The organism is Rhizobium sp. P43 (assembly GCF_056730705.1).
Genome location: NZ_CM161539.1, coordinates 2,819,939 through 2,844,267, shown reverse-complemented (window position 1 = coordinate 2,844,267; position 24,329 = coordinate 2,819,939). Strand labels below are relative to the sequence as shown.

25 protein-coding genes and 1 pseudogene are annotated in these 24,329 nt (G+C 62.0%); 20 read left to right on the top strand and 6 right to left on the bottom strand.

Annotation, left to right across the window (positions count from 1 at the left end; translation table 11 throughout):
* Positions 1 to 13: 13 nt before the first annotated feature.
* The 4 genes from AC1PUL_RS14280 to AC1PUL_RS14265 all read right to left on the bottom strand — a co-directional run bounded on the left by AC1PUL_RS14280 (position 14) and on the right by AC1PUL_RS14265 (position 2,611).
* Entirely contained in the window at positions 14 to 1,204 is a 1,191-nt protein-coding gene (locus AC1PUL_RS14280) for an NnrS family protein (RefSeq protein ID WP_480464818.1), read from the bottom strand.
* Between the two features lie 84 nt (positions 1,205 to 1,288).
* Entirely contained in the window at positions 1,289 to 1,972 is a 684-nt protein-coding gene (locus AC1PUL_RS14275) for an NnrU family protein (RefSeq protein ID WP_480464817.1), read from the bottom strand.
* The gene (locus AC1PUL_RS14270) at positions 1,969 to 2,445 is read right to left on the bottom strand and encodes a hemerythrin domain-containing protein (protein WP_480464816.1); all 477 of its coding nucleotides are present in this window, start codon (positions 2,443 to 2,445) and stop codon (positions 1,969 to 1,971) included. The genes AC1PUL_RS14275 and AC1PUL_RS14270 overlap by 4 nt, the downstream gene beginning before the upstream one ends.
* Before the next feature lie 10 nt (positions 2,446 to 2,455).
* Complete coding sequence (locus AC1PUL_RS14265; protein WP_480464815.1) at positions 2,456 to 2,611, bottom strand: hypothetical protein; 156 nt, start codon at positions 2,609 to 2,611, stop codon at positions 2,456 to 2,458.
* A gap of 122 nt (positions 2,612 to 2,733) precedes the next feature.
* Here AC1PUL_RS14265 and AC1PUL_RS14260 point away from each other — a divergent pair, with 122 nt between their 5' ends.
* From AC1PUL_RS14260 to AC1PUL_RS14205, 12 genes and pseudogenes are all read left to right on the top strand, one after another.
* Positions 2,734 to 3,279 (top strand): cytochrome c oxidase subunit 3, encoded by a 546-nt coding sequence (locus AC1PUL_RS14260; RefSeq protein WP_480464814.1) that lies wholly within the window; start codon positions 2,734 to 2,736, stop codon positions 3,277 to 3,279.
* Positions 3,280 to 3,286: 7 nt separating this feature from the next.
* On the top strand, positions 3,287 to 3,562 hold the full coding sequence (locus AC1PUL_RS14255; protein ID WP_480464813.1) for a cytochrome C oxidase subunit IV family protein: 276 nt from the start codon (positions 3,287 to 3,289) through the stop codon (positions 3,560 to 3,562).
* A 148-nt stretch (positions 3,563 to 3,710) separates the two neighbouring features.
* Positions 3,711 to 4,163, top strand: coding sequence for a c-type cytochrome (locus AC1PUL_RS14250; protein WP_480464812.1), 453 nt, complete (start codon positions 3,711 to 3,713; stop codon positions 4,161 to 4,163).
* Positions 4,164 to 4,191: 28 nt separating this feature from the next.
* Positions 4,192 to 5,538: a cbb3-type cytochrome c oxidase subunit I gene (locus AC1PUL_RS14245; RefSeq protein WP_480464811.1), complete on the top strand. Its 1,347-nt coding sequence runs from the start codon at positions 4,192 to 4,194 to the stop codon at positions 5,536 to 5,538.
* Positions 5,539 to 5,599: 61 nt separating this feature from the next.
* The gene (locus tag AC1PUL_RS14240) at positions 5,600 to 6,403 is read left to right on the top strand and encodes an AAA family ATPase (protein WP_480464810.1); all 804 of its coding nucleotides are present in this window, start codon (positions 5,600 to 5,602) and stop codon (positions 6,401 to 6,403) included.
* Between the two features lie 11 nt (positions 6,404 to 6,414).
* Positions 6,415 to 8,313, top strand: a complete 1,899-nt coding sequence (locus tag AC1PUL_RS14235) for a nitric oxide reductase activation protein NorD (protein ID WP_480464809.1) — start codon at positions 6,415 to 6,417, stop codon at positions 8,311 to 8,313.
* Positions 8,314 to 8,419: 106 nt separating this feature from the next.
* Positions 8,420 to 8,779, top strand: a complete 360-nt coding sequence (locus tag AC1PUL_RS14230) for a DUF2249 domain-containing protein (RefSeq protein ID WP_480464808.1) — start codon at positions 8,420 to 8,422, stop codon at positions 8,777 to 8,779.
* Between the two features lie 90 nt (positions 8,780 to 8,869).
* Positions 8,870 to 9,386, top strand: a pseudogene (locus AC1PUL_RS14225) (DUF2249 domain-containing protein).
* Positions 9,387 to 9,679: 293 nt separating this feature from the next.
* A complete protein-coding gene (nirK, locus tag AC1PUL_RS14220) occupies positions 9,680 to 10,819 on the top strand; it encodes a copper-containing nitrite reductase (protein ID WP_480464807.1) in 1,140 nt (379 codons plus the stop codon).
* A gap of 71 nt (positions 10,820 to 10,890) precedes the next feature.
* Complete coding sequence (locus tag AC1PUL_RS14215) at positions 10,891 to 11,784, top strand: SUMF1/EgtB/PvdO family nonheme iron enzyme (protein ID WP_480464806.1); 894 nt, start codon at positions 10,891 to 10,893, stop codon at positions 11,782 to 11,784.
* Positions 11,785 to 11,881: 97 nt separating this feature from the next.
* Positions 11,882 to 12,583, top strand: a complete 702-nt coding sequence (locus tag AC1PUL_RS14210) for a Crp/Fnr family transcriptional regulator (RefSeq protein ID WP_480464805.1) — start codon at positions 11,882 to 11,884, stop codon at positions 12,581 to 12,583.
* A gap of 123 nt (positions 12,584 to 12,706) precedes the next feature.
* Entirely contained in the window at positions 12,707 to 13,153 is a 447-nt protein-coding gene (locus tag AC1PUL_RS14205) for a pseudoazurin (RefSeq protein ID WP_480464804.1), read from the top strand.
* Positions 13,154 to 13,424: 271 nt separating this feature from the next.
* Here the strand turns inward: AC1PUL_RS14205 and AC1PUL_RS14200 are convergent, their stop codons facing one another.
* Both AC1PUL_RS14200 and AC1PUL_RS14195 read right to left on the bottom strand, forming a co-directional pair.
* Complete coding sequence (locus AC1PUL_RS14200; RefSeq protein ID WP_480464803.1) at positions 13,425 to 13,976, bottom strand: Rossmann-fold NAD(P)-binding domain-containing protein; 552 nt, start codon at positions 13,974 to 13,976, stop codon at positions 13,425 to 13,427.
* Positions 13,977 to 14,112: 136 nt separating this feature from the next.
* Positions 14,113 to 14,406, bottom strand: a complete 294-nt coding sequence (locus AC1PUL_RS14195) for a putative quinol monooxygenase (RefSeq protein ID WP_480464802.1) — start codon at positions 14,404 to 14,406, stop codon at positions 14,113 to 14,115.
* 153 nt (positions 14,407 to 14,559) lie between these two features.
* Here AC1PUL_RS14195 and AC1PUL_RS14190 point away from each other — a divergent pair, with 153 nt between their 5' ends.
* The 8 genes from AC1PUL_RS14190 to AC1PUL_RS14155 all read left to right on the top strand — a co-directional run bounded on the left by AC1PUL_RS14190 (position 14,560) and on the right by AC1PUL_RS14155 (position 24,327).
* Positions 14,560 to 15,573, top strand: a complete 1,014-nt coding sequence (locus AC1PUL_RS14190; protein ID WP_480464801.1) for a substrate-binding domain-containing protein — start codon at positions 14,560 to 14,562, stop codon at positions 15,571 to 15,573.
* Between the two features lie 75 nt (positions 15,574 to 15,648).
* Positions 15,649 to 17,187 (top strand): sugar ABC transporter ATP-binding protein, encoded by a 1,539-nt coding sequence (locus AC1PUL_RS14185; protein WP_480464800.1) that lies wholly within the window; start codon positions 15,649 to 15,651, stop codon positions 17,185 to 17,187.
* A 14-nt stretch (positions 17,188 to 17,201) separates the two neighbouring features.
* A complete protein-coding gene (locus tag AC1PUL_RS14180; RefSeq protein WP_480464799.1) occupies positions 17,202 to 18,203 on the top strand; it encodes an ABC transporter permease in 1,002 nt (333 codons plus the stop codon).
* Between the two features lie 32 nt (positions 18,204 to 18,235).
* Positions 18,236 to 19,201 (top strand): sugar-binding transcriptional regulator, encoded by a 966-nt coding sequence (locus tag AC1PUL_RS14175; protein ID WP_166600775.1) that lies wholly within the window; start codon positions 18,236 to 18,238, stop codon positions 19,199 to 19,201.
* A gap of 4 nt (positions 19,202 to 19,205) precedes the next feature.
* On the top strand, positions 19,206 to 20,204 hold the full coding sequence (locus AC1PUL_RS14170; protein WP_480464798.1) for an aldo/keto reductase: 999 nt from the start codon (positions 19,206 to 19,208) through the stop codon (positions 20,202 to 20,204).
* A gap of 61 nt (positions 20,205 to 20,265) precedes the next feature.
* A complete protein-coding gene (locus AC1PUL_RS14165) occupies positions 20,266 to 21,993 on the top strand; it encodes a glycerol-3-phosphate dehydrogenase/oxidase (RefSeq protein ID WP_480464797.1) in 1,728 nt (575 codons plus the stop codon).
* On the top strand, positions 21,993 to 22,835 hold the full coding sequence (locus AC1PUL_RS14160; protein WP_480468585.1) for a class I fructose-bisphosphate aldolase: 843 nt from the start codon (positions 21,993 to 21,995) through the stop codon (positions 22,833 to 22,835). Before AC1PUL_RS14165 ends, AC1PUL_RS14160 begins: the two co-directional genes overlap by 1 nt.
* Positions 22,828 to 24,327, top strand: coding sequence for an FGGY-family carbohydrate kinase (locus AC1PUL_RS14155; protein ID WP_480464796.1), 1,500 nt, complete (start codon positions 22,828 to 22,830; stop codon positions 24,325 to 24,327). Before AC1PUL_RS14160 ends, AC1PUL_RS14155 begins: the two co-directional genes overlap by 8 nt.
* Positions 24,328 to 24,329 lie beyond the last annotated feature (2 nt).

Below are 24,329 nucleotides of genomic sequence, written 5' to 3'. Positions count from 1 at the left end.
CTGCAGGCTCGCTTTAGGACCGAACAGGCTTGATCGGATTGTAGAGTGCAACAAAGGCCAAAAATGCTCCGACCCAGGCCAGCCCCGAGAGAGGCAGCAAGAAGCCTGCGGCCAACGGCAGGAGGGCAGCGCCGAGCCTGGCGAGTGCGGCGAGGATGACGAGGGCATAGATCAACCAGGTCGTCGTCCAGGGAGCATGCAGCACCTGACCCGAATGTCCCCGCGTGGCGCGGGTCATGACCGCGAGCGTTATGATGCCGATCGCGCCGGCCGTCCAGGCATGTGTGCCAGCGGTGGAAAGACCGGCGTGGTCCAGAAGCAGGGCCGTCCCTGTCAGCAGAAAACCTGATGGCACAAAAACATAGCCGAGATGCAGGATCCATAGCAGCGGCTCTTTGAGGGTTCGTTCCGGGCACCAGCGAAGCTGCCTAACGAGATGAGCGATGCCGGTGGCCAGCATCAGAAAGGCAACTGGCGCGGCCAAATCAAAAGACGAACGCGCCTGCCCGATCCAGGCGACCAGCGTCACCAGAGACAAGATGACCACGGCGACATCGAAGCGCGAAAACGGGGTCGGTAGCCGGCCGGGCTTGTTGGCCTTCAGCCAGTTGCCGGTAAAGACGGGAACAATCCTGCCGGCAACCAGACTGATCATCAGAATGATTGTCGAAAGGGCCAGACGGGAAGCGATCAAGACATCGCCGAAATGCTGGAGCTCCCAGTGGAACATTGCCTGCGCTAGACTGAGAACCACAAGAATGACGAGGATCTTGTAGTTGCGGCGATTGCCGGCGGCTGCGAGTTCACGACCAATCATCAGCGTGAACACCGGCAGAAAGGCGAATGCGACGGGGAAGGCGATCACCATGCCGATCCAGCCGGAAAGCGCGATCGCGGCCCGGCCTGCGAGCCAGAGCAGGAACAGGAAGAGCAGCGTTCTTCCCGCGATGGCCGGTCGTCCCGTCCAGTTCGGTACGGCGGTCAGGAGAAAGCCGGCCACAACACCCGGAACGAAACCGAACAGCAGTTCATGCTGGTGCCAGAAAAGCGGGGGCAGCGCCGATGGTATGTCGAGAAACCCCATATACCAGGGCACCCAGAGGGCGACGAGAAGCGCCGCGACGAGCGCACTTGCCGGAAAGAACAAACGAAAACCACTGGAGAGCAGCGTTTCGATCAAGGAACGATGGGGAATTGTACGCATGAAGAGGCCTTTCGAGGCGAAGCCGTGAGCCGATCCCCGGGGCTGGGGACGAGTTCTGAGGGGGAGAGACAGGAAAAGGGAGCCCTAAAAGGCGAGTGCCGACAGGGGATCCGGGCCAAAGAGCAGCGCATGGCCACCATGGAGAAACCAAATGGTCAGGACGACGGTCCCGATCAGAGCGATGCTCAGGGGGAAATCGACGCGCATCCGTGTGTCCCCTTTCAGACCCGCCGCGAAAGGCACGATGGTCGTTGTCGACCTGATCTGATCCCAGTCCTGGCCGAGCCGTCGTCGGGCGCGCGCATCAACCATGAACACCCCGCCTATAGAGAAGATGCCAAGCCCTCCGAACAGGATGAGGGAGCGAAGATCCCCGTTCGGCGCGAGATGACCCAACGACCAAAGAACGAAGCCCAGAAGCACCGGGTGGCGGGTGATCGTTGTGATGGCGCCCATGGCATCCCCGGCACGCAGTGTCACTGAGGCAGGGTTCGGACTGATCAGCCCCGCCAGAACGAAGAAGAGACCGACCGGAGATAGCGTGAGCGTCACCATGACCTGCCAGGAGGCAACAGGCCAGAGCTCAACATAATCGCTGGCCAGCGCCGCCTGGAGGACCCAGATCAACGCGACAGTGGAGACGAGCGAATAGACGACAAGATAGGTCTTCCGTCCGAATTGCGCGATCAATCCCGTTTTGAGCGCCGGGATCGCCGGAATGGAATGCAAGGCCACGAAAACCGCAAGCGAGAGCAGAAGCACGTTCATGAGACTGGCTCCGGCGCGTCTTCTGCAGCGGTCGCAGTCAGCGTCTCAAGCAGCATTTGTTCGGCAGCGATGTGCCGGCGCAGATATTCCTGAAAGCCGCGCGTCATATGCGCCACCGTATCGAGGCCTAAACCACAGCGCCCGGTGGCCACCGCCTCCAATGTCCTGGACAATTCGTGGGCGGCGCGGCGATCGAGACGATGCTCGGATTTGATCTGGGCGATCATCAGCGAACCGAAGCAGGAGCCGGCATTGTCTTCAAGGCTCGGATAGAAGCTCTCTTCCTCGAGCGTCTGGGCAGAAGTCAGCAGCGGCTCCAGTCGCTGGGCAATGCCAGAGATTGCCGCCGGGATCGCCCCGCCGTCGAGTTCCAATGCCAGATCCTCAAGCTCCAGGCACAGCGCAAGCAGTGCGCGATGGCGGTCTTCCAGAAGACTGACCTGCGAAGCGGGCAAACGGTCTTTCCTGCGCATGAACCCCTCCTCACTGTCCGAGAAACAGGATGGCGGCAATCAGCCCGGAAGCGGCAATCGCGGAGATTGTGCCGGTCGGCTGCAGCACGCCCATGCGATGCAGCATGAGGGCAAAGCCCATGATCACGGGCGTGGCGACGACGAGGCCAATTTGTGCATCCGTCATGGCGATCTTCCTTTCGTTATGCCGCCACTCTGCCTTGTCTTTCGTCAGGCTTCTTTGCGCTCCCACAAAGAGGAACAGTCTTTGCTCGCCTAAAGATCTCCCGACCCAAAGGAGATGCGACCATGGCCATGCAAACGAGCCTCCGTGACGAGACGAAAGACGACCACCTGCTGCTCTGGATCCTGGTCTGGAGCGAGCTGATCGCTTTTGGCATCCTGATCCTCGGCTTTCTCGTGGTCTCGACCTTCGAGGCGGAGGCCTTCGAACTCGCCCGCCTGCATCTGAGACCGGGGATCGCCGGCGCCAACACCCTCATCCTCCTGTTGAGCGGATACTTCGTCGCTGTGGCAATGCGGGAGCGCAAGGATCTCAACGCAGTGAAACGGCCGCTCACCAGAGCAGCGATGCTCGGCTTCGGGTTCGTGGCGGTCAAGCTTTTCGAATACTGGGGCGAGGTCCGCTTCGCCGGCGATGCGACGCTCGACACCTTCTTCGAGCTCTATTTCATCATCACCGGCTTCCATCTCCTGCATGTCGTCTTCGGCGCGATAGCCCTTCTTCTGGTCGCCTGGCGACCGGGACGGGAGAACCTCCTCCTGATCGCGACCCTCTGGCATGTCATCGACCTGGTCTGGCTGGTCATCTTCCCCATCCTCTATCTCGCGTGAGGCCCCCATGACCCGCAGACAACAGGAAGACCTTCGTGGCGTTCTTGCCATGCTCATCACCTTTGCCGTGGGTGGCGCCATCGTCGCAGCCCTTGCCGGCGAGACGGTCGTGCCGATCCTCGCAGCGCTCGCCATCGCCTTTGCCAAGGGGCGCCTTGTCATTCTCGACTTCCTTGAGCTTCGCGGCGGCGCTCATCCCATGCGCTTTGCCCTGATGGCCTGGCCGGCCTTGCTGCTCACCGCAGCCTTTGCCCGTTCGCTGACGATCGCGATCACCGGGTGATCGTTGCGCTGTTTGTCGATGCGCAAAGAAGACTTTCCACCAGTCGCTAGAAACGAACCGTCCCGCATGACGACCACGCAACCACCGGCGCATCGCGGCGGCCTCAACGACCGGCATCACAAACACCGGCAGACGGAAGGACAAAGGCATGGCAGAGCGCCTGACCAAGACCGGAGCACGCAACGTCTTCTACGGCGGCTCCATATTCTTTTTTGCGATCTTCGTGGGGCTCACGGCCCACAGTCACTATTACATCCGGACCACCTCCACAGATGAGACGACGCTGACCGACAGCGTCGCGCGCGGCAAACACGTGTGGGAGAAAAACGCCTGCATCAACTGCCATTCGATCCTCGGCGAGGGGGCTTATTTCGCGCCAGAACTCGGCAATGTCTGGACCCGCTGGGGCGGGCAGGACGACCGGGAGAGCGCCCGCGAGACGCTGCGCGCCTGGATGGCCGCCCAGCCCTCGGGCGTCGAAGGCCGCCGGCAGATGCCACAATTCAATCTGACCGACGAGGAAATCAACGACCTCGCCGATTTCCTCGAATGGACCAGCAAGATCAAGACGCAGAACTGGCCGCCGAACGAGGCCGGATGAGCCCTTCGTGACCCAAGGAGACATCACCATGAAATATCAAAGCCAGAAGGTCGCGATGCTGTATTTCTACGGCGCGCTTGGCCTCTTCGTTGCCCAGGTCCTGTTCGGGGTCGTCGCGGGCACGATCTACGTCCTGCCCAATACGCTCTCCGAGCTCCTGCCTTTCAACATCGTCCGCATGATCCACACCAACGCCCTGATCGTCTGGTTGCTCATGGGCTTCATGGGCGCGACCTATTATCTGCTGCCGGAAGAGGCGGAGACGGAGCTTTACAGCCCGAAGCTCGCCATCGTGCAGTTCTGGATCTTTCTGATCGCCGCAGCCGCAGCCGTCGTCGGTTATCTCTTCGGCATTCATGAAGGTCGCGAATTTCTCGAACAGCCCTTCATCATCAAGGTCGGCATCGTCATCGTCGCCCTTATGCTGCTGTTCAATGTCACCATGACGTCGCTGAAGGGGCGCAAGACCGTCGTCACCAACATCCTGATCTTCGGCCTCTGGGGTGTGGCTATCTTCTTCTTGTTCGCCTTCTATAATCCGGTCAACTTGGCGCTGGACAAGATGTACTGGTGGTATGTCGTCCACCTCTGGGTCGAAGGCGTCTGGGAGCTGATCATGGCCTCCGTACTCGCCTTCCTGATGATCAAGCTCAACGGTATCGACCGCGAAGTCGTCGAGAAGTGGCTCTATGTCATCATCGGTCTGGCGCTGTTCTCCGGCATTCTCGGCACTGGCCATCACTATTACTGGATCGGTGCCCCCGGCTACTGGCAGTGGATCGGCTCGCTCTTCTCGACGCTGGAAGTCGCACCCTTCTTCACGATGGTCATCTTCACCTTCGTGATGACCTGGAAGGCTGGCCGCAAGCACCCGAACAAGGCAGCACTGCTGTGGTCGATCGGCTGCTCGGTGATGGCCTTCTTCGGTGCCGGCGTCTGGGGCTTCCTGCACACGCTGTCTTCGGTGAACTACTACACCCATGGCACACAGGTGACAGCCGCCCACGGGCATCTCGCCTTCTTCGGCGCCTATGTCATGCTCAACCTTGCGATCATGGCCTATGCCATTCCGGAAATGCGCGGCCGCCAGCCCTATAACCAGTGGCTGTCGATCGCGAGCTTCTGGATGATGTGCACGGCGATGTCGGTGATGACCTTCGCGCTCACCTTTGCCGGGGTTCTGCAGGTGCATCTGCAGCGCGTGCTGGGTGAGAGCTATATGGCCGTCCAGGACCAGTTGGCTCTTTTCTACTGGGTGCGTCTTGGCTCTGGTGCCGTGGTGCTGGTCTCCGCCCTGATGTTCGTATGGGCTGTGCTGATGCCGGGCAAGGAAAAAGAGCCTGCCTTTGGCGGCTATGTCGAGCCTGCCGAGTGAAACAGCGGCCCCGCTGTTTCAAAAGCGGCGGGGTCCTCCCCAATCTTGAAGGATCAGCTCCATGAATATCATCGCCCGCAACATTGAGCCGGATATCCCGGCCTATTCCCCCGCCGGCAACGAATGCGCCTTGTTCGAGACAGCCTGGACACGACAATTGCCGCTTCTCCTCAAGGGACCAACAGGCTGCGGCAAGACCCGTTTCGTCAGCCATATGGCCCAGAAACTAAGCCTGCCGCTCACCACCGTCTCCTGCCATGACGATCTGGCCGCAGCCGATCTGACAGGGCGCTTTCTCCTGAAGGGCGGCGAAACGGTCTGGGCCGATGGCCCGCTGACCCGCGCCGTGCGTCAAGGCGGGGTCTGCTATCTCGATGAAGTGGTTGAGGCTCGCAAGGACGTTGCCGTCGTGCTGCATCCGCTGACTGACGACCGGCGCATCCTGCCGCTGGAACGCACCGGCGAGGAGCTGGAAGCGCCGCTCTCCTTCATGCTCGTCGTCTCCTACAATCCCGGCTACCAGAGCCTGCTCAAGGCGCTGAAACCCTCGACCCGTCAGCGCTTTGTTGCCATCGAATTCGACTTCCTCCCCAAGGCCCGAGAGATCGAGGTTGTCTCGGCCGAAAGCGGCTTGCCGGCGGTAACGGTCGAGCCGCTGGTCGAATTGGCGCGGCGGCTGCGGGCTCTGAAAGGCCATGATCTGGAGGAGGGGGTCTCCACCCGCCTGCTCGTCTATTGTGCCAGTCTCATCGACGCCGGCCTTTCCCCCCGCGAAGCCGTCCGTGCGGCCATGATCGAGCCTCTGACCGATGAACCGGACGTGCGCACCGCCCTTCTCGAACTGGCCCAGGCGGTTATCCGCTAGGAGAGACTGTCATGCTGGACTTTCTGGAGCTTGAGGAAACGGTTGGTCGCGCCTGGCACAGGCTGGCCGGCGACACCCGAACCTGGCCGCGATACCCGCAAGCCGCCGTCACGCTGGAGGACATGCTGCCGGTCTTGTCCGTCTGCTTCCGGGGCTTCGGCGGCGAAAGAACCGTGCAGCTCGTGCCGGCCAGGGGCAAGACCTCGCAGCACCGTCTGAAGCTCCGCCAGCGGATGGGTCTGGGCGAGGAGAAGCTCATCCACCCCGCCCGGGACGAAGCAAGCGTCATGTTGCCCCCGGTTCTCGACCTGATGCCGGAGCCGGCGCTCAACCGAGATCTCTATGGCTGGCTGGCTGCCGCCATGGCCCTCATGCCGCTTCAGCCGATCACGGAAAGCGATCCGCTGAGGGCCGATTTGGCAGAACTGGGCGCCGCATCGACGCTGGTAGGGCAAGTGCTGGAGACCTTCCCCGGCCTTGCCAACCCCTATCGCCGGCTTTGCCTTGCATTGCTGTCGGAACGTCGCCGAGGCTCGCTCCCCCGCGTCGAAGGTCTGCTCGAAGACAGGATCATAGACCTCCTGCGTCAGGGCGCAGGTCTGGCACCGCTCTCCACAGATCAGGATTTTCCGGAGCGGGCGCCTCCCGGTTATCTCCCGATGCTGCCCGTGCCGCTCTGGCCGCAGGCCGTTATCAGAGAGGAATGGGCTGGCCGACAGGAGATGGATCAGCCGGTTGGCTCGAGCCAGGCGGCTGCTGAGGCGGCCGGCCGCCATGTGGCGACCCGTGAGAAGGATTCCGCTGCCAAGGGCGAGCGAAGCCCCTTCATCCTTAACCGCTTTGAAAAGATCCTGGCCATGGCCGAGATGGTCAATGTCGACCGACCAGCCGATGACAGCGACGATCACGATGCCACAGCCGCAGATGAACTCGATGAAATGGTGCTGGGCGAGCGCAAGGGTCGGCCCTCGGCAAAGTTCCGCTTCGACCTCGACCTGCCGCCGGAAGCGCTCATCCATTCCGCACTCGAAGCGGACCTCACTTATCCGGAGTGGGATTACAGGCGCGGCACCTATCTGAAGGATCATTGCCGGGTCTTCGCCGGCCCGGCGTCCGATGACAGTTCGCCCATGGTGCCGTCGGAGGATATGAAGGCGCTGGTGCGCCGGGTGAGGCGTCAGTTCGAGGCGATGCGCCCGCGTCACGAATTGCTGCGGGCGCAGGTCGATGGCGCCGATCTCGATCTCGATGCGGTTGTGCGCAGCCGGACCGAGCTTGCCGCGAGCGGCGAATGCTCCGATCGGATCCACCTCGCAAGCCGTCCGCAGGCCCATGATCTCGCCGTAACCTTGTTGGTTGACGTCTCCCTGTCCACCGACGCCTGGTTCAACGACCGCCGGGTGCTCGATGTCGAGAGGGAGGCTCTCTTGGTGTTGGCCGAGGGCCTATCCGCCTGCGGCGATATGCATTCCATCCTCAGCTTCACCTCGAGGCGGCGGGATTGGGTGCGTGTCGAGACCATCAAGGACTTCGACGAGCCAATGAGTGCGCTGGTGCGCCATCGCATCGCCGCCCTCAAACCCGGCTACTATACCCGCATGGGGGCCGCGCTCCGTCACGCTACGGCCAAGCTCGCGGAACGTCCCAACCGCAAACATCTTCTGCTGGTCCTGACCGACGGCAAGCCAAATGATGTCGATCACTATGAAGGCCGCTTCGCGCTCGAAGACACACGCCGCGCGGTGACGGAAGCTCGCCGGCGCGGCATCCATGTCTTCGGCGTCACCGTTGATCAGGATGCCAAGACCTATGTGCCCGCCGTCTTCGGCCATCATGGCTATGCGGTCGTACCCGACATCCGGCGCCTGCCGGCCGCCCTGCCGCAGATTTACCGCACGCTCGTCCGCTGATCCGCGAGCGCGCATCCGAAGGCCCGGGTCGAGAGATCGGCCCGGGCCTTCTTGGTCTCGGCATGTCCTCTGTTCTTCTCTTTGTCGCAGCACAACGACAGCCGCGATGCCGCAGCTCAAATGGCATGGCACGCCGGCCCGCATGGCGCGGTTCGGCCCGATCCTCTTTCGACAGGAATATCCCATGACAGCGACCGCCTCCGATGTCCTTGAACTTGATGTCCGCACCATCCCCCGCCCGGAACGCCACCCGCGCATTTTCGGCATGCTGAATTCGCTTCAGCCCGGTCATGGTGTGACTTTGACCGTCGACCACGACCCGCTCCCGCTCTACTATCATCTGGAGATGCATTTCTCTGGCCTGTTCGGCTGGGACTATCTGGAGCGCGGCCCGGAGAACTGGCGCGTGCGGATTGCCCGCGAAAAGCATGACGGCTGCAATTGCAATTGCGGTGGCGGTCATTGAAGAAAAGCGGCGCGACAGGACTGCCATGTCGCGCCGCGGACAAGACGACCGGTGAAGCCTCAAGGCCGCCGGTTCTGGGAGGAAAAGCCGATGGCGCCATATTTCAAGGACCTCGATGTCCGTCCGATCCTGAAAGAAGGCGGCGAACCCTTCCCGGCCATCATGCAGGCGGTGCAGGCGCTTCAGCCGGGCGAAGGGCTCCGCCTGCTCGCCACCTTCCGCCCCACACCCCTGCTGACCGTCATGGCAAGACGCGGCTTTGAGGCCGACGTCACGGAACTGGGCGAGGGCGACTGGCAAGTCCTGTTCTCTCCCATCCCGAGCGCTGCCGCCAATATCGCTGTGTCAACCGGTGCCGAGGAAGCCGCCGGCTGGCCCGATCCGCTTTGGCAGCTCGATCTCGTCGGGCAGGACGCCCCGGTCCCGATGGAAAAGGTCCTGTCGCGCATAGGCCTCATGGAGCCAGGCGAAGTTCTCTTTGCAGTCTTTTCAGAAGAGCCGGTCTTTCTGATGCCGGAAGCTCGAAAAGCATGGCCATCAATGGGTCGGAAAACCCGATACAAACGGCTCAGGTTACCGGATGCTGATCCGCGTCGGCGGCGGCTGATCCCGCACTCTTCCCATCTCGACACCGCACGACGACGTCATGTGGCGGCGTATCGGCATGCCTGTGCCCATCGGCAAAGGTAATCTGCTCGCGCCAGGGCTGAACTCCTGCAGCCTTTCGAATTTGTCTTGATCCACATCAACGGCAGACGAATTTATTCTTGCCAATCAGAAGCATGATTGGTCGGAATTCCTCCCGAATTTGTTCCGCAACAAATAGAAATCCCGCTTTGGTCGTAAAACGGAAAGCAACGGAGCGGTTGACGCTTCGCTCTTTCCAAAGGAGTGACTGAGATGACCCAAGGCCTTACACTGACAAGACGCACCATGCTGGCCGGTGCCGCAATCGCCGGCGCTCTGATGCCGATGGTTGCCGCGACCGCTGCCCGCGCCGAAGGTGGCGACCTCAAGACCAACGCGGCCGCCGTTGCCGCCGATATTGCCAAGCTGGAACGCGTGAAAGTCGACCTCGTCGCGCCGCCCTTCGTCCATGCCCATACGCAGAAGGCCGAAGGCGCCCCGAAGGTCGTCGAGTTCACGCTGACCATCGAGGAAAAGAAGATCATCGTCGATGATGCCGGCACGGAAGTCCATGCCATGACCTTCAACGGTTCGGTCCCCGGCCCGATGATGGTCGTGCACCAGAACGACTATGTCGAGCTGACGCTGATCAACCCGGATACCAACACGCTGCAGCACAACATCGATTTCCATTCGGCCACCGGTGCGCTCGGCGGCGGTGCGCTGACCCTGGTCAACCCGGGTGAGAAGGCCGTCCTGCGCTTCAAGGCCACCAAGGCCGGCGTCTTCGTCTACCATTGCGCACCTCCCGGCATGGTGCCGTGGCACGTGACCGCCGGCATGAACGGCGCGATCATGGTTCTGCCGCGAGAGGGCCTGAAGGACCACAAGGGCAACGATCTGCCCTATGACAAGGTCTACTATGTCGGCGAACAGGACTTCTACGTGCCGAAGGATGCCGAGGGCAATTACAAGAAATACGAAAGCGCCGGCGACGCCTATGCGGATGTCCTGGAGGTCATGAACACGCTGACCCCGAGCCACATCGTGTTCAATGGTGCGGTCGGTGCGCTGACCGGCGACAACGCGATGACGGCCGAAGTCGGCGATCGGGTCCTGATCCTGCATTCGCAGGCCAATCGCGACACCCGTCCGCACCTGATCGGCGGCCATGGTGATTATGTCTGGGCGACCGGCAAATTCGCCAACCCGCCGGAACTCGACCAGGAAACCTGGTTCATCCCCGGAGGCGCTGCGGGTGCTGCCTACTACACCTTCCAGCAGCCTGGCATCTACGCCTATGTCAACCACAACCTGATCGAAGCCTTCGAAAAGGGTGCCGCCGCCCACTTCAAGGTCACCGGCGACTGGAACGACGATCTGATGACCGCCGTGGTCAAGCCGGAAAGCTGATCGAACTGCGAAATGGCGCCTCGACACGGGCGCCCTTTCGCTCAACTCCGCTCTCTCTGAGGATCGGTTCGATGCCCGCCTCGATATCCGTCGCCCTGCCACATAAAGCCCTCGGTTCCCTCCTGGTGCCCCTGGGCCTGATCGTCGCCCTGTCTGCGGGCGTCGTCCTGCAGACGGGCGTGATCCCGTTCAGGGCCCCGTCGCGCGCGGAACCGGTGGTCATAACCGTCGAGCCAGGCAGCTTTGCCTACCGCCAGCCTGGCGAATTCTATCGTTCGGGCTTTGCGGTTGATGCACCCAAGGCGGAGGAGACGGTAAATCACGGCCTGACCATCATGAAGTATCAGGTGAGCACGCTGGACTATGATGCCTGCGTCGCCGAGAGTGTCTGCCCCGCGCGTGAAACTACAACGGCCTCGCGCGCCGATATGCCGGCGACCGGCATCAGCCATGACGATGCCAGCGCCTATGCGAAGTGGCTGTCGGATAAGACCGGCACGCTCTGGCGCTTGCCCAGCGACCGTGAGCTCGCCTTCGCCGCTGCCGAAGACTTTCCCGATGACGCTCTCGGCGTCGATGCCGACAGTGGCAATCCGGCGCTGCGCTGGCTTGCCGATTACGAACGCGAAGCCGCCCGCAAACGCTCGCGCGATCCGGACCCGCTCCCCTATGGCAGCTTTGGTGAAAACAGCCATGGGCTGGCTGATTTCGCCGGCAATGTCTGGGAATGGACCTCGACCTGCAACCGCCGCGTCGATCTGACCTCCAGCGGCAAGGCGAGCAGCGTGGAAAGCTGCGGCGTCTATATCGCGTCTGGCAAGCATCGCACGCCGCTCAGTTCCTTCATCCGCGACCCGAAGAGCGGTGGCTGTGTGGTCGGTGTGCCACCGGATCATGTCGGTTTCCGCCTCGTCAAGGACAACAGCTGGTACGCACCCTTGCTCTTTGCTCTTCACGCGCGGTGATGTAGCCTGCCCCCGCTTCGTGCAGCTTGTACTGATGCGAAGCGGCCGGTTTCTGATGTCGGCCGATGCGATATGCGCCTGGGCGAAGGAAGCCGTTTTGAAACTCGACCGGACGATCATCAAATCGCTGCCTCTCTTCGATCGCATGACCGATGACGAGCTCGACCGCCTGCTCGTGCCGGCTCAATCCCGACGCGTCCCGATCGGGGAAACCGTCTTCGAACAGGGCGAACCGGCGCAAAACTTCTTTTTGCTGCTGCATGGGCGGCTGAAGGTGACGCAGGTGACCGCCGACGGGCAGCAGATCATCGTCCGCATGGTCCATCCCGGCGATCTCTTCGGTTTCGCCAAGGCTCTGCAGCGCTCGGATTATCCGGGCACCGCGATCGCAGCCGTCGACAGCGTGACGCTCTGCTGGCCGACAGATCTCTGGCCGAACTTCGTCGAACACAATCCGCGCCTTGCAGTCAGCGCCATGGAAACCATCGGCCAGCGGCTGGAAGAAGCCCATATCCGCATCCGCGAAATGTCGACCCAGGAGGTCGAACGGCGTGTGGCACACACGGTCCTGCGGCTGGCGAAGAAGGCCGGACGACCCGAGCCCGCCGGCCTGCGTATCGATTTCCCGATTTCACGCCAGGACATCGCCGAAATGACCGGCACGACCCTGCACACGGTCTCGCGCATCTTCAGCGCCTGGGAAGGCAAGGGCCTGATAGAGGGCGGCCGTCAGAAATTGCTCGTCCGGGATCTCGTCGCGCTCGAGCAACTCGCCACGGCATCCGTCGAGCGCCGCTGACGCCCTGACCGCTCGATGCCGCCTACCGTCTTTCTAATTGATTTTGCGCAAAGAAGGACGCCCTGGGTCAGCCTAAGTCTCGGTCAACGGAACGCTGACGTTCCCGTTTCAAGGAGACAAACCATGACACGCCACTTCAAAAACCTCGCTGCCGTCGCCGCATTGGCACTCGCCATTCCGGGCTTTGCAGCAGCCGCCGATTTCCAGATCCAGATGCTCAACAAGGGCGCGGAAGGTGCCATGGTCTTTGAACCGGCTGGCCTCAAGATTGCTCCCGGCGACACCGTCACCTTTGTTCCCACGGACAAGAGCCACAATGCCGAGGCGATCAAGGGCATGATCCCGGAGGGAGCTGCCGAGTTCAAGGGCAAGATGAATGAGGAGATCAAGGTGACCTTTGATGTGCCGGGTCTCTACGGCGTCAAATGCGCGCCGCATGTCGGCATGGGCATGGTCGCGGCCATACTCGTTGGAGAAGCCCCCGCCGCCAACCTCGACGCTTTCAACGCCGCCAAACTGCCGAAGAAGGCCCGTGAGCGCATGGATGCGGCGGTCGCAGCTGCGAAGTAAGCAATCCCGCTCACAAGGGGGCTTTGGCCCGTTGGGTCTGAGCTGCAAAGTCTAGAAGGCCTTGCAGCTCAACTCTATTCCGCACGTTCAGTGCGCTCGTGAGAGCGCCTCTCGGAGGACCACAGCGGCAAATCGTCTGCCTTCCGTCGATCGCAGCTGACTGGTCGAGTTGCTTCAACCTTCCTGGATCGCCGGGGTTATTGATTCCGCATGGCGTGGTAGCCGGCTCGCTGTTTGCTATGCCAGAGAGCGAGCCGGATTGGTGTCGGCGCTAATGCGCTACGGAAAGTGCTTCGGAGACGGCCTCGGCCAGGGTGGCCGTCGGCCGGCCGATGAACTTGCCAAGCTGGCCGTTGTCCTCATGCAGGACGCCGGTGGAGACGCCCTGGGCTTCGACGCCGGCGATCACTTCGGCAAACATCTTCGGAAGGCCGATCTGTTCCAGAACGCCTGCGTGCTGCGCTTCGGTCAGGTTCTGATAGACATAGGGCTTGCCCGTCTGACGGGCTACTTCCGCTGCGATATCGGCCATACGATAGCCCTTGTCGCCGCCGAGTTCGTAGGTCTTGCCCTCATGGCCGGGCGTCGTCAGCACGATCGCTGCCGCATCCGCAAAGTCCTGACGCGAAGCCCAGGAGATGAGCGCATCGCCTGCGCTGCCGATCAAGGCGCCATGCGCCAGGGACGGGGCGATGGCGACGGTGTGGTTTTCCCAATACCAGCCGTTGCGCAGGATCGTAGAGGTCAGGCCCGAGGCCTTCAGTGCTTCTTCCGTCTGGGTATGGTCGGCCGAGAACCAATGGGTCCAACGGTTTTGGGCCAAAACCTGCTTTGCGGGAGAGCGGTGATGATGTCCGCGTCTGATCTACCACATCCCTCCGTGGCACCATGTCGATCAAAGGCCTGAGACTTTCATGCTTGCAAAATCCAATGCTGCAGTCACCCGCTAAGGTTCTTCATCAGACCGGAGCATAACGCTCGATCGTCAACCTTAGCGACGCCGTGGCCTCCTTGAAACGCCGGAAGTGGTTCGATTCCCGGTGCGCCTTCAGCGCGGCTTCGTTTTCAAATTCCTCGAGCACCAGAAATCCACCGGCATTCTCGCAGCACTGCAGAATGTCGAACATTCGGTTTCCGGGTTCTGCGCGGCTCAAGCGCTGCAGATCCTGAAGGGCACTCAGCAGGCGTTCTGCCTCCAGAGGTGCGCAGGTGATCCGCAGATGCACCCCAATCGACCGCCGCTGCTGGTTCATGTGATCCTCCTTTCTCGCAATAAATTTCAGAATGAAAAATATTATGCGGATGTGGTTGACGCAAGCCCGCCGCCGCGATATTGATCGCGTCATGCAATAAATTGCTTAAAGCGATTTTTATTGCAGATGATCACCATCTCTGGGAGGGGAAAAATGCTGAAGTCTCTGAAGGCCGCGACTGCCATCGGCCTGATTGCCGCCGCCGCCATTGCCGGGGCCGTCGCGCCGGCCAACGCCGAAGGAAAGTTTGCCTGCGAGCCGGGCGAAACCTATGTCATGAACGTCATGGTCTCCGGCCATCCTTATTGGGTCCCGGTCTTCGAAGGCTTCAAGCAGGCGGCCAAAGCGCTGGGCTGCGAAGCTGCCTTTACCGGCACGCCGGAATACGACATCACCAAGCAGATCGCGTCTTTCGAGCAGGAAGTGGTGAAGAAGCCGAAGGGCATCCTGCTCCATCCGATGCAGTCGGATCCCTTCATCGAGCCGATCAACCGGGCCATCGACTCCGGCATCTCGGTCACGACATTTGCGGCAAACTCACCGAAGTCGAAGCGCACTGCCTATATCACCTCTGACAATGTCGCCGAGGCGAAGTTTGCAGCCGAGGAGATCGTCAAGGCGCTCGGCGGCAAGGGTGAATACGCTGTTCTCGAGAACCCGGGCCAGAGCAACCATGATCTTCGGGTCACGGCGCTCATCGACTACATGGAGCGGACCCATCCGGACATGAAGCTGGTCGGCCGCCAGGCGACGAACCAGGATTCCAACGCGGCCTATCAGGCAGTCTCCGCCATGCTGCAGGCCAATCCGAACCTGGGCGCGCTCTGGATCCCCGAAGCCGGTTCGGCAGAAGGCGCGGTTGCCTCCGTGCTCGAAGCCAGGAAGAAGGTCCTGATCCTCCACGCGGACATCACGCCCACCACGCTTGAACACATCAAGCAGGGCAACATCCACATGTCGATCAACCCGAACCAGGGCATCCAGGGCTTCATGGGCTTCATGAACACCTTCCTTGGCGCCCATCCGGAGCTGATCGATCCGTTCAACGACTACAAGGTCTCCGGCTTCAACCCGATGCAGATCCCGTCGATGGACAATGGCTTTGCGGTCATCACCAAGGCCAACGCCGCATCCTTCGACCTCAACGAATACATGAAGGGCCGCTGAGCGCGACCCGACGTGACCCCGGCGGCGCCTCTTGCGGCGCCGGGGAAGTCGAAGTGATGGAAGGGGAGGGGTGTCATGGCCGAGGTCGTCCTCAGCTTGACGGATGTGCACAAGTCGTTCGGACCGGTCCAGGCCCTGCGCGGCGCCGAGTTCGAACTGCGCCGCGGCGAGATCCACGCGCTGGCGGGCGAAAACGGCGCAGGCAAGTCGACGCTGATGCACATCATCGACGGTATCCTGCAGCCCGACAGCGGCGAGATCCGCCTCGACGGCGCCCCCGTTCGCATTGCTTCGCCGAATGTCGCCAACCGGCTCGGCATCGGCTTCGTCCACCAGGAAATCGCCCTCTGCCCGGAGATCTCGGTCGCCGAAAACATGTTCATGGCCGAAACCGGCAGCAGCCGTACCCTGTTGATGGACTACCGCGCGCTGGTCGTCCGCGCCGGGGAGATCCTCAAGGAAATCGGCGATATCGATCCGAGGCGCCGTGCCGGCGATCTCTCGATTTCGCAGCAACAGATCGTCGAGATCGCCAAGGCGCTGACGCTCGACTGCCGCATCCTGATCCTCGACGAGCCGACGGCGGCGTTGACCGAAACCGAAGCGCAGACGCTGTTCAAGATCATGCGTCGCCTCGCCGATCGCGGCATCGCGATCATCTATATTTCCCACCGCATGGCGGAGATCTTCCAGCATTGTGACCGCATTACCATCATGCGCGACGGCTGCCACATCAAGACGGCCGACATTGCGGCGATCACGCCGGAGGATGTCGTCAACAGCATGGTGGGGCGCGTGCTCGACAAGCTCTATCCGCCCAAGCAGGCCCCGGATGCAAAGTCCGACGATGTCATCCTCTCTGTACGCAATCTGACCGAAGGGCGAAGGGTTTCTAACGTCAGCTTCGACTTACGCAAGGGCGAGATCCTCGGCCTGGCCGGTCTGATCGGGGCAGGGCGCAGCGAGATCGTCCGTGCCATCTGCCGGCTGGAAGGTAAGGCCGAGGGAGAGGTGGTCCTGAAGGGCCGCAAACTCTCTCTCCGCGACTATCGCGACAGCATCCGCGAGGGGCTGGTCTATGTATCCGAAGACCGCAAGGGCGACGGCCTGTTTCTCAACATGTCGATCTCGAACAATGTTTCGGCGCTGGACCTCAAGCGGGTCTCAAACCCCTTCGGCTTGATCAATCGGCGTGGGGAGACGGCCAGGGCCGAACAGTTCGGGACGCGGCTCAAGCTGCGCTCCAACGGAGTTGCCGACGCGGTCAACACGCTGAGCGGTGGCAACCAGCAGAAGGTGGCGCTTGCCAGAATGCTGTCGGTCGAGCCCGAAGTGGTCTTTCTCGACGAGCCGACCCGAGGTGTCGATGTTGGCGCCAAGGCGGAGATCCATCGTCAGATCAGGGATCTCGCCAATGAGGGCGTCGGCGTCGTCGTCATCTCGTCCGAACTCCCCGAGCTCATCGGGGTCAGCGACCGGGTGCTGGTGGTGCGCGAGGGGCGCATCACGGGAGAGGTCACCGGTGCCGAGATGACCGAAGAACGGATCATGCATCTTGCATCGATCAGCAGTCAGTTGGCCCAGGGCGATACCTCGCCCGTGGGCAAAGCATGAGGGAGTGGGACAAGATGGCAACGATCGAAACACAGCATCACGCAGGCTCGGCCGCCGAGCGCCGGGTCCAGTGGTGGACACCCGCGATCAAGGCGCGCGAGACGGGCCTGATCGTCATCATCCTGACGCTGTTCACGGTGATGTCCTTCATCTCGCCCTACTTCCTGACGGTCGACAACCTCCGCGCCATGGCCATGGCCTTTGCGGTGGAAAGCATCGTGGTGGTCGGCATGACCATCCTCCTGATCTCGGGTGGCATCGACCTGTCGGTCGGCTCGGTCACGGCGCTTGCCATGGTGGTTGCCGGTTGGTTATTCATCAACGGGATCGACCCCTGGGCCGCAGCCGCCTTTGCCATCGCGGTCACCACCTGCATCGGCATGTTCATGGGCTTCCTGACCACGGTGGTTGGTCTGCACCATTTCATCGTTTCGCTCGGCGTCATGGTGATTGCCCGCGGCGTCTGCCTGCTGGCGACGGGAGGGCGACCGCTCGGGCTCTTCTCCCTGCCGCCGGAGTTCAAGTTCATCGGCCAGGGCGCGGTCTACGGCATCCCGCTGGTCATCATCATCTTCGTGGTCGTCGTGGTATCCTTCGACTTCCTGCTGCGCCGGACGACGGCCTTCCGCAAGGTCTTCTATACCGGCAGCAATCCCAAGGCGGCCGCCTATTCCGGCATCCGCGTCGGTCGCGTGGTCTTCGCCACCACCACGCTCTGCTCTGCGCTCTGCGGCGTGGCCGGCGTCATCTACATGGCCCGCTTCGGCTCCGCCCAGCCCAGTTTCGGCGTCGGCATGGAGTTGAACGTGATCGCGGCAGCGGTCATCGGTGGCGCCAGCCTCTCGGGCGGTGCCGGCACCATCTTCGGTGCCATCCTCGGCGCGGTCCTGCTTTCGGTGGTTTCCAGCTCGCTATCCTTGCTCAACGTGTCGGTTTACTGGCAGGACATCATAAAGGGAAGCATTCTGCTCACCGCCGTGCTGTTCGACCACTACCTGGTCAAGCGCCGCCGCTGAGCAGCCGGGAAGCAACGAGGAGACGACGCGTCATGGTGGACAACAGGGATGAATTCGATCAGCAGCGCCAGATGTATTCGGTCCTCGTCCTGCATTTCATCGAGGGAGTGAAGCAGTCGGAGATCGCCGAGAAGCTCAACCTCTCGCATACGAAGGTGAACCGCATGATCGCCGCCGGCCGCAAGGCGGGCATGGTCAAGATCAGCATCTCCAGCCCTTATCAGCGGCTGGTCGACATGGAAAACGACGTCACCCAGCGCTTCGGCCTGAAGCAGTCGGTGGTCACGCCAACCGTATCGGATAATCCCGAGACGACGCTGCAGATGGTCGGACGTGTTGCGGCCAACCATCTCCTCGAAACGCTTCGGGATGGCGATGTCATCGCCATCACCGGCGGCAAGGCGGTGAGTGCCGTGGTCGAAAACCTGGAAGCCGAGCGTCGTTTCGATGTCCGGGTCGTGCCGCTGACCGGCGGCGTTCAGGGCAAGCACTATACCGACGTCAACCATCTGGCGACGCAACTGGCCGACAAGCTTGGTGGCAGTGCCCAACTCGTCCATGCGCCGCTGTTTGCCGAGGACGATAAGCAGCGTGACCTCTTGATGAATGTCGCCTCGATCCGCGAGGTCTTTGATCTCGCGCGTAAGGCAACCGTGGCCCTGGTTGGCATCGGCTCGGTCCAGGCGCCGGGTTCCGGCTATTACGACCTGTTGCCGGATCCGGCACGGGGTGGCCAGGCGCTTGTTGACGCCGGCATTGCCGGGGAATTCCTGGCGCATCTGATCAAGGCGGACGGTTCGCTCGCCGAAATCGATCTCAATTCGCGGGTCGTGGCACTCGACCCGGCAGACCTTGCCAACTGCCCGACCATCATTGGCGTGGCGGCTGGCAGCCTGAAGGCGGGCCCGGTGGCAGCAACCCTTGCCGGGCGGTTTTTGACCTCGCTCGTGGTGGACGAAGAAATCGCCCGGGCACTCGATACACATGGGGAAGGATGATCCGGTGACGGACCAAGGCATACTCAACAGGCCCATCGGCCGAAGTGGCATCAAGGCATCGGCGGTCGGGCTCGGCACCTGGGCGATCGGCGGCTGGATGTGGGGCGGCACGGACGAGAAACAATCGATCGACGCCATCAAGGCCTCGGTGGATGCCGGCATCTCGCTCATCGATACCGCACCCGCCTATGGCATGGGGCTGGCCGAAACCATCGTTGGCAAGGCGATTGCAGGCCAGCGCGACAAGGTCGTGCTCGTTTCCAAATGCGGTCTCGTCTGGCATGTGGGCGAGGGGACTTACTTCTTCGAGCAGGCTGGCAAGCCGGTTCATCGCTACTTGGGGCCGTCGTCCATTCGCTACGAAGTCGAACAAAGCCTGCGCCGCCTGGGTACCGACTATATCGACCACTATGTCACCCACTGGCAGGATGCGACGACGCCGATTGCCGAGACGGTCGGGGAACTGCTTCGCCTGAAGGAGGAGGGCAAGATCCGTTCGATCGGCGCAAGCAATGTGTCTGAAGCGGATTTCGCCGCCTATCTCACGACGGGTGCGCTCGATGCGATCCAGGAGGAATACTCCATGGTGAAGCGCGACATAGAGACGAGCTTCGTACCCACATGCATCGACAACGGGGTTTCCATTCTCAGCTATTCGTCGCTGGCGCTCGGCCTGCTCTCGGGCAAGATCGGTCCCGACCGCGTCTTTGCGGATGATGACCAGCGGCATGGCAATCCGCGCTTCAGTTTCAGCAATCGGGAAAAGGTCGCTCGACTGATGGACGTGATCCGCCCGATCGCAGACCAGCACAAGGCATCGGTCGCCCAGGTGGTCATCGCCTGGACGCTCGCCCAGCCGGGCATCACCTTCTCGCTCTGCGGTGCGCGCGACCCAACCCAGGCGATCGAGAATGCCGGTGCCGCACGATTGCGCCTGACCGAACACGAACTGTCGACCATCACGGACGGCATAAGAGACCATCTGGTCGAACTCGACCGGTAACCATCACAGACTACAACAGAGAATTGGGACGTTGGCCTCAAAACCAGCGAACGGTACTTCCATGTCCACATTCCGCGAGGACGCGCTCAGGCGAATTCGACAGGACGGCGATTTCGATGTCGTCGTGGTCGGCGGCGGCATCAATGGCATTGCCGCCTATCGCGATCTGGCGCTGCAGGGATTGCGCGTGCTTCTGGTCGAGCGGAACGACTTCGCATCCGGTTGCAGCGCCGCCCCCTCGCGCATGATCCATGGCGGCCTGCGTTATCTCGAAAATGGCGAATTCAATCTCGTCCGGGAATCCCTGGCCGAGCGCGACGCCCTGCTGCGGCTCGCACCCCACATGGTTCACCCCCTGCCGACGACGATCCCGATCCACTCGATCTTCAGCGGCTTCTTCAACGCGGCTGCGACCTTCTTCGGCTCGGCCGGCAAACCGTCGAGCCGTGGGGCGCTCGCGATCAAGGCGGGCCTCTCGCTCTATGATTTCGTCACCCGCAAGAACCGGCTTCTTCCGCGCCACCAGTTCCGCAATGCCCGCAGCACCCGGGCCTTCTGGCCGGCCTTGACGCCTCAAGTCCGCTATTCCGCGACCTATTATGATGCCTGGATCAGTCAGCCGGAACGCCTGGCGCTCGAACTCGTCCTCGACACGCGAAGCGATGCGCCCCAGGCGATCGCGCTGAACTACGCGAAACTCCTGCGGATCGGTGACAGCTACCAGCTCTCGGCAGAAGGTTCGAACGAACTGATCGTCGTGCGGCCACGCATGATCGTCAATGCCACAGGCGCATGGATCGATCAGACGATCACGGCGCTCAGCGACGGCGCAGCACCTGCCGAGAAGACGGTGACCGGCACCAAGGGCTCACATCTCATCCTCGCGAATGACGCCCTTTATCAGGCCCTGAACGGCCACATGATTTTCTTCGAGAACACCGATAACAGGGTCTGCATCCTCTTTCCCTATCTCGGCCGCGTACTGGCCGGATCGACGGATATCAAGGTCGACAAGCCGGGACGGACGCGCTGCGAGCCCGAGGAACGCGACTACATCCTCGCTGCCATCCGCATCGTCTTTCCGGATCTCGCCATCGCTGCCTCCGATATCGTCTTCAGCTTCAGCGGCATCCGTCCGCTGCCGCGCAGCGATGCGGAATTTACGGGCAAGATCTCGCGCAGCCATGTCATCCACCGGGTCGAGAGCGATCCGCCCCAGCTCTGCATGGTGGGCGGCAAGTGGACGACCTTCCGCGCCTTCGGCGAACAGGTGACCGACGAGGTGCTCGCCTTCCTCGGTCGTCCCCGCATCGCGACGACCGCCGACCGTCCCATCGGTGGCGGCAGGAACTATCCGGCCGATGGCGAGCGGTTGTCGGCGCTGCTCTCCCGCGAGTTTCCGATCGGCAAGGCCCGTGCTGATCACCTGGCATCCACCTATGGATCAAGGGCCTTCGATGTGATGGCCTTCTGCGACGGACACCCGGATGACGTTCCCTTGTCCTCCACAACTGTGATGACGCTCGCCGAAATCCTCTGGCTCATGAGAGGCGAAGACGTTCACCACCTGGCCGACATCGTGCTCCGCCGCACGAGCCTTGCGATCACCGGCCAGATCGATCTCGAAATTCTCGACACCCTGCTGACCGTCATGGCCCGCGAGCTCGCCTGGTCGGGCGAGCAGATGTTGGCGGAGCGGCGGCAACTCATCGATGAACTGGGGACCTATTACGGGGTCTCGGTCGCAATGCTTCAGGACAGATGCAAGGAAAAGGACAAGGCGTCATGATGCGAATTTCAAAGAAGGCACGAATGAACAGGCTGTTTCGCCAGGGCGGCTGCCTCGACGTCGCCATCGATCACGGTGTCTGCAACGAGCCGAGCTTCCTGATCGGCCTGGAGGACATGGCCGGCGTGGTCGACAAGCTCGTCGAAGCAGGCCCCGATGCCATCCAGATGGCCTATGGCCAGGCCGATCTGCTGCAGGCAAGACCCGAGCGCGACAAGCCGGCGCTCGTCATGCGCATCGACATGGGCAACCCCTACAATTCCACGCGCCACCGCAGCATGTGGTCGCAACTGCAGAACCATGACGAACCGATCATCGGCGCGCTGGAAATGGACGCGGCCTGCGTCGTCGTCAATCTGTTTATGCTGCCGGACGAGCCGGAACTCTTCCGCCAATGCGTCGAAAACATTTCCCGCGTGCGCGCCGATTGCCATCGCTACGGCATGCCGCTGATGATCGAACCCTTGGTGATGCTGCCCAACGACATCAGGGGTGGCTACCAGGTGGATGGCGACGCCGAGAAGATCGTCACGCTGGTCCGTTTGGCCTCCGAAATGGGCGCCGATATCATCAAGGCCGATCCGACCAGCGATCCCGAAGACTTTCACAAGGTCGTGGAAGCTGCCCGCTGCCCGGTTCTGGTGCGTGGTGGCGGTCGCGAAGATCTGCGCGTCGTGCTCGCCAAATCAGCGGCCCTGATGGCTCAAGGCGCAAACGGGATGGTCTATGGACGCAACATCTATCAGCATGACAATCCAAAGGCTGTCGTGAAGGCGCTGATGGCCATCATCCACCAGCGCGCCAGCGGCGATCAAGCATGGGATGTCTATAACCGTGGCTGAGAAAAACTACATTCTGGGCGTCGATGCCGGAAACACTGTTATCAAGGCCGTGCTTTTCGACACGCAAGGCCATCAGATCGCCCACTGCGCCATCGACGGCCAGTCGAGCTTTCCCGAGCCAGGCCATGTCGAGCGTGATCTCTCCGAACTCTGGGAAAACGGCTGCGCGGCGATCCGCGAGGTCATCGCCAACTCCGGTGTTGATCCGACACGGATCCTTGGTCTCGGATGTGCCGGCCATGGCAATGGCCTCTATCTGCTCGATCGGGCCTTCCAGCCGCTGAAGGGCATCCAGTCGCTGGACAGCCGGGCAGCCGATATCGCGGCAGAGCTCGACCGCGAGAATGGAGACGCGCTCCAGGCGCGCTGTCTGCAGCGCCCCTGGCCATCTCAGACCCCGAGCCTTCTCGCCTGGATCAAGCGCCACGCGCCGGAGACCTACGCCAAGATCGGCACCGTCCTGTTCTGCAAGGATTTCATCAACTTCCGCCTGACCGATCGCCTCGCCAACGATATCTCCGACTTGAGCGGCGCCGGGCTCCTCGCCATGCCGGAGGGCCAACTCGACGCTGATTTGCTTGGCCTCTATCACCTCGAGGATGCCTTGGCCTTCTTCCCGGAGCGCGTGCAGTCCGCAGATATCGTCGGCCGGGTTACCGCAGCGGCGGCCAAGGCAACGGGTCTGGCGCAAGGCACGCCTGTGATCGGTGGCTACTTCGACGTGGTCTCCAGCGCCATGGGTTCAGGCGTCATCCATGCCGGTGAAGCCTCGGTAATCGCGGGGACCTGGAGCATCAACCAGGTCTTTGCCGATGAGCCCGTCATCAGCCCCGACGTCTTCATGGTCACCACCTTCGGCAAGGATCGCTATGTGAACATCGAGTCGAGCGCGACCTCCGCCGCCAATCTCGAATGGTATGTGCATCGCATGCGCGGCGACCATGGCGGCGAGGCCTTCGATCGCTGCAACGAGGAGGTCGGCAAGGTCGTAGCCCGCGCCGACGACCCGTTCTTCCATCCCTTCATCTTCGGCTCACGCCTTGGTGCCGAGTTTCGCGGCGGCTTTTATGGACTGGCCGGATGGCATGGCGAAGGCCACATGCTCCGAGCGCTTTTCGAAGGCGTCTGTTTCGAACATCGACGGCACATCGAAGTGCTGCGCAATGCCGGACTGTCCGTCGACCGCGCAGTCATGTCCGGCGGCGGCTCGCGCAGCCCTCATTGGCCGCAGATGATGGCCGACGTTCTGGAGATCCCGCTCACCGTTGCTGAGGCCCGGGAGACGGGTGCTCTGGGGGCGGCGATCGGTGCCACGGTCGCGATCGGCCTTTATGCTTCTTATGAAGAGGCCGTGGCGGCCATGACCCGCTCTGCCAGAGACTTCCAGCCGAATACCGGGTGGACGGAGCATTTTCGCAGGCGATACGGGCTATACACCGCCCTGACCGACCAGATGCGGGACTTCTGGAGCGCGCTCCGCCTGAAGTCCTAGGT

What these genes read in the sequence shown, in the direction of transcription:
- AC1PUL_RS14275 (WP_480464817.1), bottom strand. Translation starts at nt 1,972, where the DNA reads ATGAACGTGCTTCTGCTCTCGCTTGCGGTTTTCGTGGCCTTGCATTCC.
- AC1PUL_RS14160 (WP_480468585.1), top strand. Translation starts at nt 21,993, where the DNA reads ATGCGAATTTCAAAGAAGGCACGAATGAACAGGCTGTTTCGCCAGGGC.
- AC1PUL_RS14230 (WP_480464808.1), top strand. Translation starts at nt 8,420, where the DNA reads ATGCCGCAGCTCAAATGGCATGGCACGCCGGCCCGCATGGCGCGGTTC.
- AC1PUL_RS14235 (WP_480464809.1), top strand. Translation starts at nt 6,415, where the DNA reads ATGCTGGACTTTCTGGAGCTTGAGGAAACGGTTGGTCGCGCCTGGCAC.
- AC1PUL_RS14165 (WP_480464797.1), top strand. Translation starts at nt 20,266, where the DNA reads ATGTCCACATTCCGCGAGGACGCGCTCAGGCGAATTCGACAGGACGGC.
- AC1PUL_RS14195 (WP_480464802.1), bottom strand. Translation starts at nt 14,406, where the DNA reads ATGAACCAGCAGCGGCGGTCGATTGGGGTGCATCTGCGGATCACCTGC.
- AC1PUL_RS14240 (WP_480464810.1), top strand. Translation starts at nt 5,600, where the DNA reads ATGAATATCATCGCCCGCAACATTGAGCCGGATATCCCGGCCTATTCC.
- AC1PUL_RS14260 (WP_480464814.1), top strand. Translation starts at nt 2,734, where the DNA reads ATGGCCATGCAAACGAGCCTCCGTGACGAGACGAAAGACGACCACCTG.
- AC1PUL_RS14185 (WP_480464800.1), top strand. Translation starts at nt 15,649, where the DNA reads ATGGCCGAGGTCGTCCTCAGCTTGACGGATGTGCACAAGTCGTTCGGA.
- AC1PUL_RS14205 (WP_480464804.1), top strand. Translation starts at nt 12,707, where the DNA reads ATGACACGCCACTTCAAAAACCTCGCTGCCGTCGCCGCATTGGCACTC.
- AC1PUL_RS14175 (WP_166600775.1), top strand. Translation starts at nt 18,236, where the DNA reads ATGGTGGACAACAGGGATGAATTCGATCAGCAGCGCCAGATGTATTCG.
- nirK (WP_480464807.1), top strand. Translation starts at nt 9,680, where the DNA reads ATGACCCAAGGCCTTACACTGACAAGACGCACCATGCTGGCCGGTGCC.
- AC1PUL_RS14215 (WP_480464806.1), top strand. Translation starts at nt 10,891, where the DNA reads ATGCCCGCCTCGATATCCGTCGCCCTGCCACATAAAGCCCTCGGTTCC.
- AC1PUL_RS14265 (WP_480464815.1), bottom strand. Translation starts at nt 2,611, where the DNA reads ATGACGGATGCACAAATTGGCCTCGTCGTCGCCACGCCCGTGATCATG.
- AC1PUL_RS14250 (WP_480464812.1), top strand. Translation starts at nt 3,711, where the DNA reads ATGGCAGAGCGCCTGACCAAGACCGGAGCACGCAACGTCTTCTACGGC.
- AC1PUL_RS14280 (WP_480464818.1), bottom strand. Translation starts at nt 1,204, where the DNA reads ATGCGTACAATTCCCCATCGTTCCTTGATCGAAACGCTGCTCTCCAGT.
- AC1PUL_RS14190 (WP_480464801.1), top strand. Translation starts at nt 14,560, where the DNA reads ATGCTGAAGTCTCTGAAGGCCGCGACTGCCATCGGCCTGATTGCCGCC.
- AC1PUL_RS14255 (WP_480464813.1), top strand. Translation starts at nt 3,287, where the DNA reads ATGACCCGCAGACAACAGGAAGACCTTCGTGGCGTTCTTGCCATGCTC.
- AC1PUL_RS14180 (WP_480464799.1), top strand. Translation starts at nt 17,202, where the DNA reads ATGGCAACGATCGAAACACAGCATCACGCAGGCTCGGCCGCCGAGCGC.
- AC1PUL_RS14270 (WP_480464816.1), bottom strand. Translation starts at nt 2,445, where the DNA reads ATGCGCAGGAAAGACCGTTTGCCCGCTTCGCAGGTCAGTCTTCTGGAA.
- AC1PUL_RS14245 (WP_480464811.1), top strand. Translation starts at nt 4,192, where the DNA reads ATGAAATATCAAAGCCAGAAGGTCGCGATGCTGTATTTCTACGGCGCG.